16 protein-coding genes are annotated in these 15,778 nt (G+C 31.7%); 6 read left to right on the top strand and 10 right to left on the bottom strand.

The features are described 5' to 3' along the window. Nucleotides 1-77 precede the first annotated feature (77 nt). From QMD61_05135 to QMD61_05105, 7 genes are all read right to left on the bottom strand, one after another. Nucleotides 78-2,330 carry a hypothetical protein gene (locus QMD61_05135; GenBank protein MDI6724010.1) on the bottom strand — a complete coding sequence of 751 codons (2,253 nt, stop codon included), beginning with the start codon at nucleotides 2,328-2,330 and terminating at the stop codon, nucleotides 78-80. Between the two features lie 565 nt (nucleotides 2,331-2,895). Further along, nucleotides 2,896-3,882, bottom strand: a complete 987-nt coding sequence (locus QMD61_05130; protein MDI6724009.1) for a glycosyltransferase family 2 protein — start codon at nucleotides 3,880-3,882, stop codon at nucleotides 2,896-2,898. A gap of 275 nt (nucleotides 3,883-4,157) precedes the next feature. Then, nucleotides 4,158-5,666 carry a tetratricopeptide repeat protein gene (locus QMD61_05125; protein MDI6724008.1) on the bottom strand — a complete coding sequence of 503 codons (1,509 nt, stop codon included), beginning with the start codon at nucleotides 5,664-5,666 and terminating at the stop codon, nucleotides 4,158-4,160. Between the two features lie 42 nt (nucleotides 5,667-5,708). Next, complete coding sequence (locus tag QMD61_05120; protein MDI6724007.1) at nucleotides 5,709-6,314, bottom strand: hypothetical protein; 606 nt, start codon at nucleotides 6,312-6,314, stop codon at nucleotides 5,709-5,711. A 42-nt stretch (nucleotides 6,315-6,356) separates the two neighbouring features. Further along, a complete protein-coding gene (locus QMD61_05115) occupies nucleotides 6,357-7,025 on the bottom strand; it encodes a hypothetical protein (GenBank protein ID MDI6724006.1) in 669 nt (222 codons plus the stop codon). A 14-nt stretch (nucleotides 7,026-7,039) separates the two neighbouring features. Then, on the bottom strand, nucleotides 7,040-7,276 hold the full coding sequence (locus QMD61_05110; GenBank protein ID MDI6724005.1) for a hypothetical protein: 237 nt from the start codon (nucleotides 7,274-7,276) through the stop codon (nucleotides 7,040-7,042). Between the two features lie 197 nt (nucleotides 7,277-7,473). Continuing rightward, on the bottom strand, nucleotides 7,474-9,318 hold the full coding sequence (locus tag QMD61_05105; protein ID MDI6724004.1) for a DUF1616 domain-containing protein: 1,845 nt from the start codon (nucleotides 9,316-9,318) through the stop codon (nucleotides 7,474-7,476). A 201-nt stretch (nucleotides 9,319-9,519) separates the two neighbouring features. On the opposite strand from QMD61_05105, the gene QMD61_05100 reads away from it, so the two are divergent. Both QMD61_05100 and QMD61_05095 read left to right on the top strand, forming a co-directional pair. Beyond that, nucleotides 9,520-9,807 (top strand): PqqD family protein, encoded by a 288-nt coding sequence (locus tag QMD61_05100; GenBank protein MDI6724003.1) that lies wholly within the window; start codon nucleotides 9,520-9,522, stop codon nucleotides 9,805-9,807. Continuing rightward, a complete protein-coding gene (locus QMD61_05095; protein ID MDI6724002.1) occupies nucleotides 9,800-10,216 on the top strand; it encodes a lasso peptide biosynthesis B2 protein in 417 nt (138 codons plus the stop codon). Before QMD61_05100 ends, QMD61_05095 begins: the two co-directional genes overlap by 8 nt. Nucleotides 10,217-10,527: 311 nt before the next feature. On the opposite strand, the gene QMD61_05090 is transcribed toward QMD61_05095, so the two are convergent. Both QMD61_05090 and QMD61_05085 read right to left on the bottom strand, forming a co-directional pair. Further along, nucleotides 10,528-10,953, bottom strand: a complete 426-nt coding sequence (locus QMD61_05090; GenBank protein ID MDI6724001.1) for a hypothetical protein — start codon at nucleotides 10,951-10,953, stop codon at nucleotides 10,528-10,530. A 47-nt stretch (nucleotides 10,954-11,000) separates the two neighbouring features. Further along, on the bottom strand, nucleotides 11,001-11,258 hold the full coding sequence (locus QMD61_05085; GenBank protein ID MDI6724000.1) for a hypothetical protein: 258 nt from the start codon (nucleotides 11,256-11,258) through the stop codon (nucleotides 11,001-11,003). A gap of 418 nt (nucleotides 11,259-11,676) precedes the next feature. Here QMD61_05085 and QMD61_05080 point away from each other — a divergent pair, with 418 nt between their 5' ends. The 4 genes from QMD61_05080 to QMD61_05065 all read left to right on the top strand — a co-directional run bounded on the left by QMD61_05080 (nucleotide 11,677) and on the right by QMD61_05065 (nucleotide 15,603). Beyond that, complete coding sequence (locus tag QMD61_05080) at nucleotides 11,677-12,588, top strand: hypothetical protein (protein ID MDI6723999.1); 912 nt, start codon at nucleotides 11,677-11,679, stop codon at nucleotides 12,586-12,588. Nucleotides 12,589-12,669: 81 nt separating this feature from the next. Then, entirely contained in the window at nucleotides 12,670-13,236 is a 567-nt protein-coding gene (locus QMD61_05075; protein ID MDI6723998.1) for a nucleotidyltransferase domain-containing protein, read from the top strand. Beyond that, nucleotides 13,229-13,642 carry a HEPN domain-containing protein gene (locus tag QMD61_05070; GenBank protein ID MDI6723997.1) on the top strand — a complete coding sequence of 138 codons (414 nt, stop codon included), beginning with the start codon at nucleotides 13,229-13,231 and terminating at the stop codon, nucleotides 13,640-13,642. The genes QMD61_05075 and QMD61_05070 overlap by 8 nt, the downstream gene beginning before the upstream one ends. Nucleotides 13,643-13,686: 44 nt before the next feature. After that, nucleotides 13,687-15,603, top strand: coding sequence for a lasso peptide isopeptide bond-forming cyclase (locus QMD61_05065; GenBank protein MDI6723996.1), 1,917 nt, complete (start codon nucleotides 13,687-13,689; stop codon nucleotides 15,601-15,603). A 43-nt stretch (nucleotides 15,604-15,646) separates the two neighbouring features. Here the strand turns inward: QMD61_05065 and QMD61_05060 are convergent, their stop codons facing one another. Continuing rightward, nucleotides 15,647-15,769, bottom strand: a complete 123-nt coding sequence (locus tag QMD61_05060; GenBank protein MDI6723995.1) for a hypothetical protein — start codon at nucleotides 15,767-15,769, stop codon at nucleotides 15,647-15,649. Between the last annotated feature and the right edge of the window lie 9 nt (nucleotides 15,770-15,778).

Below are 15,778 nucleotides of genomic sequence, written 5' to 3'. Positions count from 1 at the left end.
TAAACTGAAAATATCTATTTTTATATTATAAAATAAGCTGATTTAAAAATCAAAAGAAGGGGATTTTTAATCCCAAATTATTTTCTTTTTTGCATAAACAATCCTGCGGATAACATAAGTACAGCTAATACAAGTCCTGCTAATGGTATTCCTGTTGGTTGCATTGGCACAGTTGCAGCGTTAGCTTTTGCCTGTTCTACAGTTATGGTAACAGCTTCTACATTGTTTGAGGGAACCGGATCATAAGTATCTGAAATTACACTTGCATCACTGCTTGTAGTACCAGCACCAACAGCTCTTAGTGTAATATCCATCCAAGGATCGATAACTCCAAGGTCACCGAGGTTCCAGGTTACAGTACGGGTTGCAGAGTCATATGTAGGTGCAGGATAGCCTGCTTCATGAGTTAAACTGACAAACTCCATACCTGCTGGTATCTTGTAGGTTACTACTACATTTTGAGCTGAATCAGGTCCATTGTTACCAACTTTAACTCTTACAACCATTGTTTCGCCAACAGTGAGTTTGGTTTTACTTGGAGTAGTATTAACAAACACATCTGCTGCTGGAGGAATATTTAAGGTTGCTCTTCCCTCATCATTTGTACTATTATGGTCAAATGTAGTCTGTGTTTTATTGGCAACATTTTCAATGGTCTCATTATGCCCATCGACCTGTGCAAGTATAGCAAGCCAGTAATCAGCTCCATTAGACATGTCACCTATAGTCCAAATACCTGAATTGAAAATATCTGTCCCAGTCCAGGTTGTTCCATTATCGTGTGAGATATGATATACATTCTGGTAGGTTAGACCTGCTGGAAGAATATCGGTTATCTGAAGATCTGCAACTGAATCTGGACCATTATTGGTCACATGAATCATAACCCATATTGGAGTATGGTAATTGGCTGTAGTTGTGGTGCTTGTGGAATTCTGGTAATCGGTCCTGAATTCTTTAGCTATGGCTATATCTGCTGCTGGAAGTATGTTAAAAGCTGTAGTTACAGCAACATTATCAACTAAAGCCTGTACTACTACTGGATTGGTAGGTCTTGCCCCGCTGTTAGCATTAAATGTAGCATATGCATGGGCATTAGTCATTACTGTATCCACATTTGATAGTGATCCCCAGACTGTAGGAAGTATTGAAAAGCTTATCGGTCCATCCGGCACATGATAAGCAGCACCACTATGATCTCCTCCTGAAGAGTCACGGAACAGTTCTGCTGTTATCAGGTAGGTTCCTGTGTTTATTAGGTTAGTTGGTCCTACAGGGTTAATGGTGAGTCTTATATAAGGGCTAACATTTGCATTACGGTACATGCCACTAGTAGGGCCTGTATTAGAACCCCACCAGTTGAATCGGGCGTCTATATTAGATAATCCTTCTCGATACAGTACTCTATCACTGTTTCCAATAATTCTGTTATATTGGATTGTGTTAGTTGTCCCTGTTGTAGCGTAAACTGCTCCTCCTTCATTGCTTGCAGCATTATTCAAGATGTTGCTTCCGTATATAAAAAGATCTCCGTTATCATTGTATACGGCTCCGCCATTGTTGGTTCCTGTTCCAGAAACCGAATTGCTGTTTAAATTTGAGTTCTCAATGGTGACAGTTCCATCATTATTGTAGATACCTCCACCATTTCTGGCAGAATTACCAGTAATTGTAGAACTAACAATATTTACAGTTCCCTGGTTGTTGTATATGGCACCACCACTAACTGGTACATTGTTATTTCTTATTATAGTATTTTCAATTCTAACAGTTCCATGGTTGTTGTATATACCTCCACCCCTCCATAAACCATCATTATTGTCTAAAATACAATTATAAAGATTAACTGTACCTCCATTATTGAAGATACCAGCACCATCATAAAGTAAAGGATTTAAGCTGCGTCCTTGAGTTATGGTTATGTTATAAAAGTTTGCTGTAACTCCTGAATCAACATATATTGCACGCCGTGTGTTAGTACCACTGATGGTGGCCGTACCATCATTAAATACTCTAAAGGATAAGTTTTTAGTTACATGAACTATAGCTGGTCTCCAAACTTGACCAGTAGTAAATGTTGCACCGTCTTCTAACCATATGGTATCGCCCGACTGGGCAGCATTGATTGCATCCTGGATAGTTGCATAAACTGTTGGCCCAATAACTCCATTATGTTCAATACGAGGATCAGGTAATGTTTGGTTCAGGGTATCATTTTCTGTTAGATTGTTTTCGGTTCCATCTTCTGCTGAAACAGCTCCGCTAATTGCTAATGATAAAATGAGAATTGCTATAATCATCAGTAACTTTTTTTGTATATTTTTTTGCACTTTTTCACCTCCCTTTACAGTTTTTATATACAAAATTTTTTTTGAAACGTTAGTTTCTACATACTAGTTGATTAAGGAGTCATATTAACTTTGTGGTGAAATTTGTGACGTTATTCACAGAAATATACAATTATGATATATTTAAGATTAAATAATAACAATTAAAATATTAATAATCTAAATTCATTCCTTAAAGAAATAAATCAATGTTTTTTCAATATTTAAAATTTTTATTGTGAACAAATAGACTTATAATTAAATAATAGAAATATATAATAGAATAAACGCTATTATTTATGTGTGAAATTTGAATAAACTTATTATAATGAATTAAATAACTAAATAATTAAAATTAGCTTTTATCTAAAACAGGTATGATCTTTTTATTGTGATGAATTAATTAAATTTAAAAACAATTATCTAAGATTTTGAGGTTAAGCATAGTTTTTATTAAATAATTATACTTTAAAGGCCATAATTAATTTAAAAGTTAATGCTGTTAAGATTTATCTAAAGGGTTTAAGATATCATTAGAATAATGAAATAGAATAAGATTATTTCTCTGCTAAAAAGGTTTATTTTCTTTAGCTTTTAGTGAATCTTGCACGCTTTCGGGTTTAATATAATGTTCGTCGGCTTTAGGAGTATGAATATCAGAGGACCGGTTATAATTGGGGATAAAATTGTTAATCATTCGAGACATGGAATGTAAAATCATACCTGTTAAAGCCAAAAAGCTACCGCCTAAAGTAAGTAGTATTGCAAGAACCGTAGGTATAAGTGTTGTACTTCCGCCATATATATAATCTCCAAAGAACATAAGTCCTAAAGTGATCCCCATTACACAAATCACGGCTCCAGGTATAGTAAAATAAAATAAAGGTCTTCTATATTCAATATCGTTTAATATTTTCATTAAAACTCCAAGGCCGTGGGTTATTGGGTTTTTTGTGGAGCCATCAACATCATAACGAACTCCTATTTCCACTTCTTTTATATTTAAACCTGCATTTGCGGCATCAACCAGCATTTCACTTTCAATACTGAAATCAGTGGATTTGAACCTGAAAACAGGAAAAGTATGTCTCGCAAATGCCCGGAATCCACTCTGGCTGTCTGTGATGTTAAGATTGCTGTTTAAGTTTGTTGCTTTGTCAAGCACTTTTTGACCCACACGTCTATATGTAGGTGTGTTTTTGCCGTTTCCATTTATATAACGGCTTCCATTTACAATGTCTGCTTCTCCATTGATAATGGGAGCTACAATTTTTGGTATATCTCCGGGATTATGCTGACCATCAGAATCCAGTGTTACTATTATATCTGAGTCTTTAGCAGATTTAAAGCCAGTTTTTAATGCTGCACCTTTACCTTTATTAGTCTCCTGGACTATTACCTCAGCTCCTGCAAGTTGAGCTATTTCAACAGTATTATCAATACTTCCGTCATCAATAACCAGTACTCTGTCTACATATTTTTTACAAGCAATTACCATGCTACCGATACTTAATTCTTCATTATATGCAGGCAGTATGGCTGTTATTGTGGTCATTGTATTACCAGATTGATTTTTTATTAATTGAGGATTTATAATTATGATTCATCTATTTTTATACCTAATTTTTGTTTAATAGACTAGTTTATAAACATTTTTGTTTTTTATCTATTTAATATTCAAGATAGATGTTTATTTGCAAATCTCTGTTAAATAATTCAAATTTTTTTTAGATAAACTGAATGTATATACATAATTAAACAGTAAATCTTCACATTAATGGTTTAAGTAGTTTTATTTCTTATTTGATGCTCTTTTATTTATGATATTGATTAAAACACGAAAAAGGGCATTATAAGAAACAATACAGAATTGGAAATTCCGTGAGATAGGGTTACTCCAAATAAACTCCTTGTCCTCTGGAATACATATCCATAGAACATAGCGACACAGAATACAAATATCCAGTCATAAACAGAATTCCAGCCAATGTGCATGAATGTAAACAACAATGACGAGTATAATAATCCAAATAAATTACCAAAAACATTTTCGGCATTCTTCTGGATTATTCCCCTGAATAATAGTTCCTCTGCTAACCCTGTTGAAATTAACAATATAAAACCTGCAACCAAAACGGATTCAATACTGAAAACGGATATAAGTGGTTTTGGTTGCAAGATCTGGTATTCTATAAACCCAAGAAATAGCCCACTAAGCGCAATACCCAGCTGGACGGGAATATTACCAAATGTTAAACCCAGATTCCGTCTGCTTATTTTTTGAATCCTTGCTATGGTAAATGTAGCTGCAAAAAGGGGAATTGAAATTATGGGGAACCAGTAGAGAGCCGGGGTATGCATAATGGGTATTGTTAGTCCAACTATCCTGATCATGGGCACAGCCATCATTGATAATAATAAATAAGAAAAATTATAAGATCTTTCCATTTCCAGTGCTCCATGGATTAAAAGCATTACAAGTACTGACACATGAATAATGAGACCCGCTTCCATGCTGTTATATGTTGTAACAAGTTCAGCAATGCAGATTAGAATTAAATAAAAAGATAGAAACACTATCTGTTTCTTATTTATTCTTACAATGGATCGCTTATCTTTAATGGAACTGATGGATTTTTGTATTTCTGTTTCCCTGTCAATATCTCTAATTTTTTTGAATAATTCGAGGGATCTACTATAATCAATTAAAGCATCTTCCAGGGCTTCATGGGCTTCATAAGTACTGGCAATAAGTTTTGAAACGATCCCTGCTCTTTCATAGTCTTTAGCTTTTTTGAATTTATTCAGGGCTTTTTCATAATGCGTCCTTGATTCAGCAAAGTCATTAAACTTTTCATAAATTGTTCCAAGCCCTGTAAGAGCATAACCTTCCCCTAAAAAGTCACCAGATCTTTCATAGTACTTAACTGATTCTTTATAGTATTTTCTTGCTTTATCATAATCATCTGCCTCTGCTTTTCCATCACCTATAATTAATAGAAGATTTGCAAGAAGTTTAGACACTTTTTTTGCTTTTTCACTATCTTTAGATACCCTGAATTTTTTGAGAGATAGTTTATAATATTCAACTGCTTTTTCATGTATGCCAAGTTTTTCATGGATAATGGCAAGTCCTAATAATGCGTAACCTTCCCCAATTAAGTCTTTATCTATATTATATATTTTTAAAGCATTTTCATAATATCTGGCTGCATCAATAACCTTATCTGATTCAAGATAGTTATTCCCAATTTCAAGCAGGTCATCACCATTTCGCCTGGAAATATCAGTTGAATACTGCTTTTGGGATTCAGATATTTGAGTTCCTGTTTTATCCATGGATATTTACACCTTCAAGACCATAATTGGTCTCAATTTTTTTTACATGTATATGGTATCGTTTAATTTTTTAGCTTTGTTCTTTTGGCCATTTGGATAATAAATGTAATCCATCGTTAAAATAATTCTATCTTTATTTATTAAATTGAATGTTCCTTCCCAGTCAGTCATAGGGCCATCTATTTTGAATGTACCGGGAATTGTGCCATTTTCACTGGAAAAAGCACCCTTTCCTGTCCAGGCGGCGCATGTCATATTAAAATTACCTGAATACTTTGTTTCAAACATTGCTTTCCTTAAATCACCTGATATAAGCGCCTTAATTGTATTTGGGGTAACTTCTATACTTGTCAATCTTCCAGTACCATTCAATCCATCACTTGTATAATCAAGGGGGCTCTCTGCATTTTCAGCGCCAGGAAGTTTAATCTGGAATTTAAAATCAGGTCCCACACCATGTATCTTATAATAACCACCTAAAGAACCTCCTTTTGCAGAGTTTGGGGGTATCCATATATGTGAAGTGTAATTGTAGGTTAATTTATCAAATACGATCTCTTCTACATTTCCCTGTGCCATCTCGTAAACTGTAAATGCTGAAATTAGAATAAATGCGGCTATTATCGGTATTATGATCTTATTTTCCATTAATTATCACCAAAAAAAAGAAAGAAGTGAGGATATTTATACTCAAATTAAGTGCGCTATTCTCTGGCATAGTTCTGGAGCTGTTACTATTGTTAATGTTACTTTTCCGTTCTGGTCGACTGTTAGAATTTCTTCTTCGAAGATAGGTTCGTTTTCTTCATCATCGATGAATCCCTGTAGCTGATGGACTTTATTTATGTCATCTGCAGTGAATATCAGGTTATCAGTTATATTTTTTGGTAATTGTTTTATTGGTATTCCTGCAAAGAATATCTGCAGTTTAGCATCGTCTGCTCCTGGTAACTGTGTGTTGGACCAGCCCTGCATTTCAAGGTTCAGGTCACCAGTACCTCCAGGAGTTGTGCTTAAAAGTCCTTTCCATGCTAATATTCGTATGGTGGTTCCTGCTGGAAGTTTTTCGTTTCCATATCCAGCAAGCTGGCTTAAGTCAATTGTCACTGTTCCATTTTCAGGTTTTAAGTAAAGTTCTGAATAGAACGTCTTTACAGTTCCATTTTTAAGGGTTACATTCTCCATTACCAAATCCATATGTAGCCATGTGGTTCCATTATTATAGAGAGCAAGCTTAGTGGCCTGATCTCCTGCAGCAGTAACCTGAACTTGAGTATTATCAAATGTTATCAGGGCAAAGACACCCATAACTATTACAGCTATAAGAACAATAGCCCCTATAATCATATTCTGTTGCATTACTAATACTCTCCCTAAATTACTGTTATCACTTTATAAGCCACAATGGCTGTAAATACAAGCAATAATGGCACTATTGCGATATTGGAACCCCTAACAAATGATTTCATTCGTTCACTTTTGTCTGCTTCTGAACTCAAAATCTCTTTGATGGCTAAAAATGCTATTAATGAGATAACTGCTATAATACTGTATGCCATAACTTGAGTAGTAGTCACTGTTGTTGTAGTAGTTGTTACAGTTGAGATCATATATTAAATTCCTCCAAAGCTATGTTATTCTGCTTAAGATATATAAATTTTGTTATTTACTCTTTGATATGTGACTGATTTCACGTTTATGGGTGTAACTAAGCATGTTACTTTATTATATTTGTAATAACTGATTTCAAATTGTTTTTATATTCAATATTAATATTATTTTAATTAATCACAATATATTCTGGGTTTTATCCAATATTTAACCATAAATGAAGGGATCTATAAACTTTTTCTTTATCAGGGAGCTTGTATAATAAAAATTCCAGTTTCTGTTTTTCCCCTGATCTTGTGGCAGTGAAATTATACTGATTCTCCCATTTACCATTGTTAGATAGAGTAATATTCTTCTCATTTATTGTTTGATTGTTAAGTTTGACCACTAACTTGTAGTCTACTTTGGCATATTCATGATTAACAATCCCTATATTAACAGTTCCAGTCTGACCAACAGTTAAATTAGTTGGATAATCACTGGCCTTACCCTTAGGGCCGAGAATATAAAATTCAGTGAATTTTTCACCCTGTTTGGGTGTTACAATGACATAAATGGTCATTGAGATTGCTAAAACTATAGAAAGAACCAGTATGATTGATAGAACTCTATCCCTGCCTGATTCCTTATTAAATTCTTTATATATCCTATTCAAATGATTTTTAAACTTAACTGAGAATCTTTCCTCCTCAACAATCCTTAACCTTCTCATGAATGCGATTGTAATCATTGCAACTGTAAAGATGGATAAGGATAGGAGGATGGGCGTCAATCTAATTCCAAATGGGGTATAATTCAATAATAAACCGATTAATGGGGTAACCGCAATACTAAGCCCAAAACTCAAAGCTAAACGCTCAATTCCATCTAAATCATCCTTTCTTGGGAATAATGCAGCTATCAAAGAATAACCCGGCAAAAATAGTATAAAAAGAAGACCGAGAATGATCCTTATGGGAGTCTCATTTAATTTTGGTATTGTTACAAATATCACACATAAAATTGTTGCTAAAAATATGAATAACAGATCTTCTTGTAAAAAAACTTTTTTAGAGAGTTTTTTAGAATCAAATTTGTAGGATAATCCAGGATCATCTTCAAAAACCTTATTTAATTCTTTAGATGATCTGAACCTGTATATGAATGAAAACATTATCATTGAAACGGTGATAATGGATAAAGCCATAATAGAGACAACTGGTTCTGTTTTAAGGCTTAAACTACAAAATGGAATAATAATAAGTAAACTGAAGATTATGCTATAAAAAAAGCGTTTGATTCTATTAATATTTCTACTTAAAGGAAATATAATCACAGATAATGAATAGCCAGGTAAGAAAAAGGCCAATACAGCCACAAGAGTCAATCTTATAATTGAATTATCCAGGGATGAGCTGCTTACAGCAATCATACTTAAAGCTGTGAGAATTATCACAAGCAGAACATCTTTATATTCAGATTCAGGAGATTTAATTTTAAATTGTTTTAATCGACTGGATTTACCCAAACCAGAAGTTTTTAAATTTTTTTCTATTTTTTCTGGTTTAATATAGCTGGATTCACTGTATTTTAAATCACCGCCACACTGGCAATGTTCAAAATCTTCTGGAAATTCGTCTCTTTTAAGTCTGTAGTAACCGTGACATTTTTCACAGATCACATATCTCTCAAATTCTTTTTTATCAATATTTTTTCTCCTTCTATAGGCAATAATTAACACTAGAAAAGTTACAGCTACCAATAATGATAAAAATGAAGTATATGGCATTTTAAATCCGAAATAAACAGTTATCAGGCTAAATAGTAAAGTAATAACCATACTTAAAATTATACTTACTAATAAGCGTTTTTTAAATGTGAAATTCTCTTTAGTAGGGTATAAAGCAGTTAATAATGAATATCCGGGTAAAATAAACAGAATTAAGACGCATGGGATAATTCTTAGGGGAAATGTGTTTAGGGGTGAAATCAAAATGCATGTTAGAGAAATAACCGCCAGCAAAATTATCAGTATGATATCTCTATTTTGTAACTGCTTCATTATTGGGCCTCAAGAAATCATTTGCATTTTTTCATTGATATTCTATGAAAAATATAGTAAAAGATATTTTAATTAATTTGTTTATAATCTATATATAATTGATTAATACTAAAATTCTATATCTGAATAGTTTAATTTAGATTTAAATACAATAGAATCTAAATATATTAGAAATATAATTATTCAATGGAGATACTAATTATGGGAGAATTATCAGGCTCTTCGATGATTTCAGTAACTAAAGAAGCGGTTCACTGCGATGTGGAAGACGAAGTAGTAATTTTAAGCATGAAGGATGGGGTTTACTATGGATTGAATCCTGTTGGGGCTTTTATCTGGAATCAGATTCAGAAGCCGAAGAGAGTTGATGAAATCTGTGATTTAATAATGGGCGAATTTGATGTGGGTAGAGAAGAATGTGAAGCAGATTTAATGGATTTGCTTTCTGAACTATTGGATAAGGGATTAATAGAGGTAAGTGATGAGTAAAATTAAAACTTTTTTGAAATTAAACTCTACAGAAAAATTCATTTTAATCAAAGCATTTTTCCTACTTTTAACTGTAAGGATAATGCTCTGGATACTTCCTTTTTCATTTATACAGAAAATCACCCGTAGATTAACTGATGTTTCTGAGGATATGATGTCAGAAATTTCCATAGAAAAGCTGACCTGGGCAATCAGGGTGATGAGTATCTATACTCCAGGGGCAACATGCCTCACTCGTGCCATTGCAGCGCAGATTCTGCTTGCAAGGTATAATTATTCATCAAGTATTAAGATAGGTGTTTCTAAAAATGATGAGGAATTTGAAGCTCATGCATGGTTGGAGAAAGATGGTGGAATAATTCTTGGTGAATCAGAAACCCAATATACACCAATAATGGATATGGGATAAAAGTATAAGAGAACTGAATAAATTCATTTATGCAATTGAATACATTTTTTATTCAGCTTTTGTAATTATTTCTATTCATCTAATAAGCTGAGGATATACTTACTTCATTTTCTTTCTTAATTTATCGACCTCTTTTAAGAGTTTCCTCTTATTTTTTTCCTTAGATAAACTCCGATTATAGTCTTCTAAATTCATATATTTCCCCCGCTTTCACAGAATTAATTTCAATTTTTACAATTATATTATGAAGAAATTTCAATATTTTTTTGGTTTAATGATTTTGTTTCATATTATTCTCCGCCAAAATGATTTCATATTTCTATTTCTATTTTATTAAAATTGACTACCGGTTTTTTAGCATTTTTAGGACCGTGCTCAAATTTAACCAATCCTTCTTCTGCCAATCTTTTAACTTTCGGTTGAACTGTTTTTATATCCTTTTTTACCAAGCTGGAGAGGTTCCTTATTGAAGATGGATTCTCTTTTTTAATTATATCTAATAATTTGAGATCTGACATTTTAAGATCAAGATCCTTAAGGAATATGACATCTGTGGTCTTTATAATATCATCTGGATGCTCTAAATAGTACATCCAGTCATCTAAATCAAGGGGATATAAAACATTTTTTGGATGTTTTTGGATTAATCTATTAAGATCTTCAATTGATCTATAGGTCTCTTCCATTTCTTTAACAAATTCACTCCCTTTTCTTTCTTTAATAAGTTTTAATATCATGACAATGGCTCCTTATAAAATTTTAATCAAATTAATAAATTTTGACATCACAATCCCAATTCTTTCCTAATTTTTTCTTCAATTAACCTTCCTTCTCTGGTTATATGATTGAATATGATGTTAAAGATGATTTCAGGGTCGCTAATTGGATTTTCTTTTCTGTCTGGATGTATGTGGACCCCGTGATAATAATTATCAACTTTAAACTGTTCTGGCAATACTAAAATGGCCCATCCTCTTGGTGCTTGCCGATAATGAATGATACAACTGCCAATTTTTACAGTTCGTCTATTTTCATTCTTCATGTTATATTATAAATCACATCATATATATAAACGGCAGGGTATAAATGCCATCACTAACTATCAAAAATTAATATCGATAGAACTGCTGAAAATGGATTGAATAAATTATTTTATACAATTGAAGACAATTATCGTGTTAAAATATTTAACTTTAAAATAAGTTTATAATTTCATTTAATGAAATCATTTCATTTCAGTGATACAATGAGTGCAATTACATGGATTTTTTTACAAATAGAATTAAAAGTTAATCAAAATCTAATAAAAATGATGAATTATTGAATTTCATACAGGATTATATTTGTCTAGTGATATCTTGTTTTGTTAAATATTTAAAATAAAAAAAATATTTTATAAATTAGAACCAATTAATAAAAACCATTATAGAAATTAATTATATCAAATAAGAGGATGATATATGTTTCATTACAGTGCATTTGGATTAAATATTTCCTCAGAGATTGAACTTCCAGGAATGATTGAAAAAGACAGTGAAAATAAATTTCATGTTCAGATTGGTTTAAATAAAGTTGATGTACTTCCATTTAAAGATATAGATAGTCCCAACTATTTTGTAGATGGAAAAAATGTATATCTCTGGTGGGATGGAATTGGGAAGGTTAAGATAAGTGATGGAAACCAAATAATTGTCGATACATCATCTAATTTTGATTATACTAAAGAAACCAGCATAATCCCATTTTTGTTGGGACCTGTAATGTCTATTTTACTTTATCAGAGGGGTTTTTTAGTGCTCCACGGAAGTTCAATTAAGGTAAATAACAGTGCAATTGCTTTTCTGGGGTATAGAGGACTTGGAAAGTCAACAACTGCCATAAATTTATATAAAAAAGGTTATCCTCTGATAACTGATGATATTCTGGCTGTTGGATTTGATAGAGAAGGATTACCAATTATACACCCTGGTTATCCTCATGTACGGTTATCAGATGATTCTTATATACATATAAAGGACGATACAAATATTTTAACACCTATCAGAACTTATGCAGGGAAAATTTTTTGTGATGCTTCTAAGGGGTTTTCCCCAGAGCCTGTTGAATTAAAAAGGATTTATATCCTTGAAGAAGGTGAAAAAACCAGAATATCTAATTTTAAGTCACAAGAGAGTGTAATTAACTTAATCAGGCATTCAACTGCCAACAGAGTTATGCAGGATCATAAAGATCAGGCAAAAAATTTAATTCAATGTGCCAATTTAATTAAAAATACCATTATTAGCCGTTTAGAAATAGCGCATTCATTTAAAGATCTCCCAGACATGGTAAACCTTATTGAAGATGATTTAAAGTTAGGAATAATTCAATAGCTTGAAGTAAATAAAATTGAAGTGCTTACGAGTATGATTAATTGAATAAAATATTTATACAATTGAATACAATTTTTATTCATGTTGGAGAGGATATTCACTTCAAAAACGAGGGTTAAAATTTTAACTCTTTTCATGATAAATCCCCAAAAAGAGATGTTTGTAAGAGAAATTTCAAGGAGTATAAACGAAAATATCAATGCAGTTAGAAGAGAATTATCAAACCTGGAACAAATTGGGCTTTTAAAAAGTAAAAAAGAAGGAAATATGAAATATTATTCTGTAAATAGAGATTTTCACATATATGAAGAATTAAAAAGTATTATACTAAAAACTGAAGGTGCAGCAAAGGTTATAAACAAAGATTTAAGCAAAATAGGGAATATAAGATTGGCTTTTATATATGGCTCTTTTGCTTCAGGAAAGGCAGATGCAGAAAGCGATATTGATGTTTTTTTGGTTGGAGAAGTTGATGAGGATAAAATAATAAAGGAAATGTTAAAACTTGAAAAAAAATTATCAAGAGAAATAAATTATGTTTTATTCAGCGAGGATGAATTCAAAGAAAGGATAAATAAAGAAGATCCATTCGTTTTAAACGTTTTAAAAGAACCAAAAATAAAGATAACTGGAGATTTAAATGCTTAGAAAGCTGGAAGCTGAAGGATTTATCAAGAAATTGAAAAGTTCGCCCAAGCAGGTTGAAGACTCTATTAAACTTGCAGAGAGGGATCTTGAAGTTGCAAAAACAGTTTTAGATAATGATTATGACTGGACATTTAATATAGCATATAATTCTATTTTACAAAGTATTCGAGCTTTAATTTATAAAAAAGGCTACCGACCTTCAAGTAGAAATTCTCATTTAGCAACAATAAGTTTTGCTGAAATATTTCTGGATGAAGCTGATGTTCTTTATTTTGATAGAATGCGTAGAAAACGACATCAAGCAGTTTATGATACTGCGGGAACCATTTCAAAAACAGAAGCTCAAAATGCGATTTCAAGGGCAGAGATTATAATAAACAAAGTCAAAAAATTAATTAGAGAATAATCAACGAATTTTATACTATCTGAAATCAGTTCTTAAGTGATACAATGAGTGCAATAACAGGGATTTTTTACAGAGATGGGCGAAAAGTAGACCCGGAACTCATTAAAAAAATGAATGATCGGTTATCTCATCGTGGACCTGATGGATCTGACACATGGTGTGAAGGATCAGTTGCTTTGGGTCATCAGATGCTGTGGACAACCCCTGAATCTCTGCATGAGAAATTACCCTTTGAAGAATCTGGACTGGTTATAACAGCAGATGCAAGAATAGATAACCGTAAGGAGCTATCAAAAGAATTAGATATTGAAGATAAGGAAGATGTTTCTGATAGTTATTTCATTTTGAAATCATATGAGAAGTGGGGTGAGAAATGCCCTGAACATTTACTGGGAGATTTTGCCTTTGCAATCTGGGATAAAAATAAGGAGAAGTTGTTTTGTGCCCGGGATCATATGGGTGTGAAGCCATTTTATTATTATTTAGATGATGAGATGTTTGTTTTTGGGACGGAGATTAAGGCGTTATTTTGTGTTCAAGGGGTTCCTAATCAAGTTAATGACTTGAAAGTGGCTTTTCATTTAATGACAGTCATAACAGATAAAAAATTTACTTTTTATGATGGAATATACAGTTTAACAGCTGCTAATTCATTAATTATAAACCCGGATTCTGACAAAAAGAAAAATTATTGGGAGCTTAATTTTGATTCTAAAATATTTATGGAATCAGATGATGAATATATAAAAGCTTTCCAAAAGATATTCACTGATGCAATAAAATGCCGCATGAGAAGTGCATATCCTCTTGGATTTGAATTAAGTGGGGGGTTAGACTCTTCTTCAGTTGTATGTATGGCTAAAAAAATTTTAACCGAAAATGATTATGGTTTTACCAGGATAAACACATTTTCAATGGTTTTCGATGACTTTCCTCAAGTTGATGAACGCGATTATATTAAAGAAGTTTTAAATATTGGAAATATTAATAATAACTTTACTTCAGGCGATAAAATAAATCCTTTTGAGAATTTCGAGACTATATTATGGCATCAAGATCAGCCATTTTTTACTCCTAATATAGCTATTTTATGGGATATGTACAAAAAAATGGAAAAAAATAAAATACGTGTCCTTTTAGGAGGAAGTGGTGGTGATGAAATTGTTTCTCATGGAAATAATTATATTCGAGAGCTTGCACTTAGTTTACAATTAAAAAAATTAATGAGGGAAATTAGAGGTTCCTCAGAACATAGTAAAAAAAGCATTTCTAAATTATTTTATTATGAAGTATTTTTATTTTTAATACCCTATAAAATAAAGAATTTTGGAAAAAAATTGAATTCAATATTTAAAGTAAAATCTAATGAAAATAGTATTTTAAATATAGATTTTGAAAATAAATTAGGAGGTATTGATTATTTAAAAAGTTTTAAAGCAAGTTTAATTTTATCAAAAACTAAAACTGCTAGACAATATCATTACTTTGTAATTAATAGAATATCTCACCAATATACTATGGAGATGCAAGATCGAATAGCTTCAGCTTACCAAATAGAACCAAGATATCCTTTTTTTGATAAAAGATTAGTCGAATTTTGTTATTCAATACCAAATAATATGAAGTATAGATATGGATGGGATAGATATATCCAGAGAATAGCTTTAAATGATATTTTGCCTCGTAAGATCCAGTGGCGTCCATCAAAAAAACTTTTTGGTCCAGTACTTGAAAGAAACTTATTATTTGAAAAAGATCTATTAGTTGAAATTTTTTATGAGAATAATGAGGTTATAAATGATTATGTTAATTTAGATATTATTAAAGATCAATATTACAAATATAGTTCTACAACTGAAGAAAAGAGCTTAAAAGATATTTGGCAGATAACATATAATATTTGGTTGGTTGCTTTTTTGTATTTATGGCTAAAATGTAATTATAATCAGATTAAGAGCTAATTCTATTTTTAATATTAGTAAAAATATAAAATCAATAATTTAATTAAGATGTTCCAAATGTGTTGTAACCATCTGGTGGTCCCTCAGTTTTATTTGTAATTTTTTTTAAATTACCATAAATTTCAATTTTTGGTTTTTTATATAACTGTTTCTGTTTATCTTCCATTATTACACC

It is taken from the genome of Methanobacterium sp. (genome assembly GCA_030017655.1).
GTDB lineage: Archaea > Methanobacteriota > Methanobacteria > Methanobacteriales > Methanobacteriaceae > Methanobacterium_D.
The sequence above is the reverse complement of the archived record's forward strand: the minus strand, read 5'-3'. Positions and strand labels throughout refer to the sequence as shown.

Bases quoted from the DNA above. Each gene is read 5' to 3' on its own strand.
- QMD61_05130 (MDI6724009.1), bottom strand. From the start codon at position 3,882: ATGACCACAATAACAGCCATACTGCCTGCATATAATGAAGAATTAAGT.
- QMD61_05125 (MDI6724008.1), bottom strand. From the start codon at position 5,666: ATGGATAAAACAGGAACTCAAATATCTGAATCCCAAAAGCAGTATTCA.
- QMD61_05120 (MDI6724007.1), bottom strand. From the start codon at position 6,314: ATGGAAAATAAGATCATAATACCGATAATAGCCGCATTTATTCTAATT.
- QMD61_05115 (MDI6724006.1), bottom strand. From the start codon at position 7,025: ATGCAACAGAATATGATTATAGGGGCTATTGTTCTTATAGCTGTAATA.
- QMD61_05110 (MDI6724005.1), bottom strand. From the start codon at position 7,276: ATGATCTCAACTGTAACAACTACTACAACAACAGTGACTACTACTCAA.
- QMD61_05105 (MDI6724004.1), bottom strand. From the start codon at position 9,318: ATGAAGCAGTTACAAAATAGAGATATCATACTGATAATTTTGCTGGCG.
- QMD61_05100 (MDI6724003.1), top strand. From the start codon at position 9,520: ATGGGAGAATTATCAGGCTCTTCGATGATTTCAGTAACTAAAGAAGCG.
- QMD61_05095 (MDI6724002.1), top strand. From the start codon at position 9,800: ATGAGTAAAATTAAAACTTTTTTGAAATTAAACTCTACAGAAAAATTC.
- QMD61_05090 (MDI6724001.1), bottom strand. From the start codon at position 10,953: ATGATATTAAAACTTATTAAAGAAAGAAAAGGGAGTGAATTTGTTAAA.
- QMD61_05085 (MDI6724000.1), bottom strand. From the start codon at position 11,258: ATGAAGAATGAAAATAGACGAACTGTAAAAATTGGCAGTTGTATCATT.
- QMD61_05080 (MDI6723999.1), top strand. From the start codon at position 11,677: ATGTTTCATTACAGTGCATTTGGATTAAATATTTCCTCAGAGATTGAA.
- QMD61_05075 (MDI6723998.1), top strand. From the start codon at position 12,670: ATGTTGGAGAGGATATTCACTTCAAAAACGAGGGTTAAAATTTTAACT.
- QMD61_05070 (MDI6723997.1), top strand. From the start codon at position 13,229: ATGCTTAGAAAGCTGGAAGCTGAAGGATTTATCAAGAAATTGAAAAGT.
- QMD61_05065 (MDI6723996.1), top strand. From the start codon at position 13,687: ATGAGTGCAATAACAGGGATTTTTTACAGAGATGGGCGAAAAGTAGAC.
- QMD61_05060 (MDI6723995.1), bottom strand. From the start codon at position 15,769: ATGGAAGATAAACAGAAACAGTTATATAAAAAACCAAAAATTGAAATT.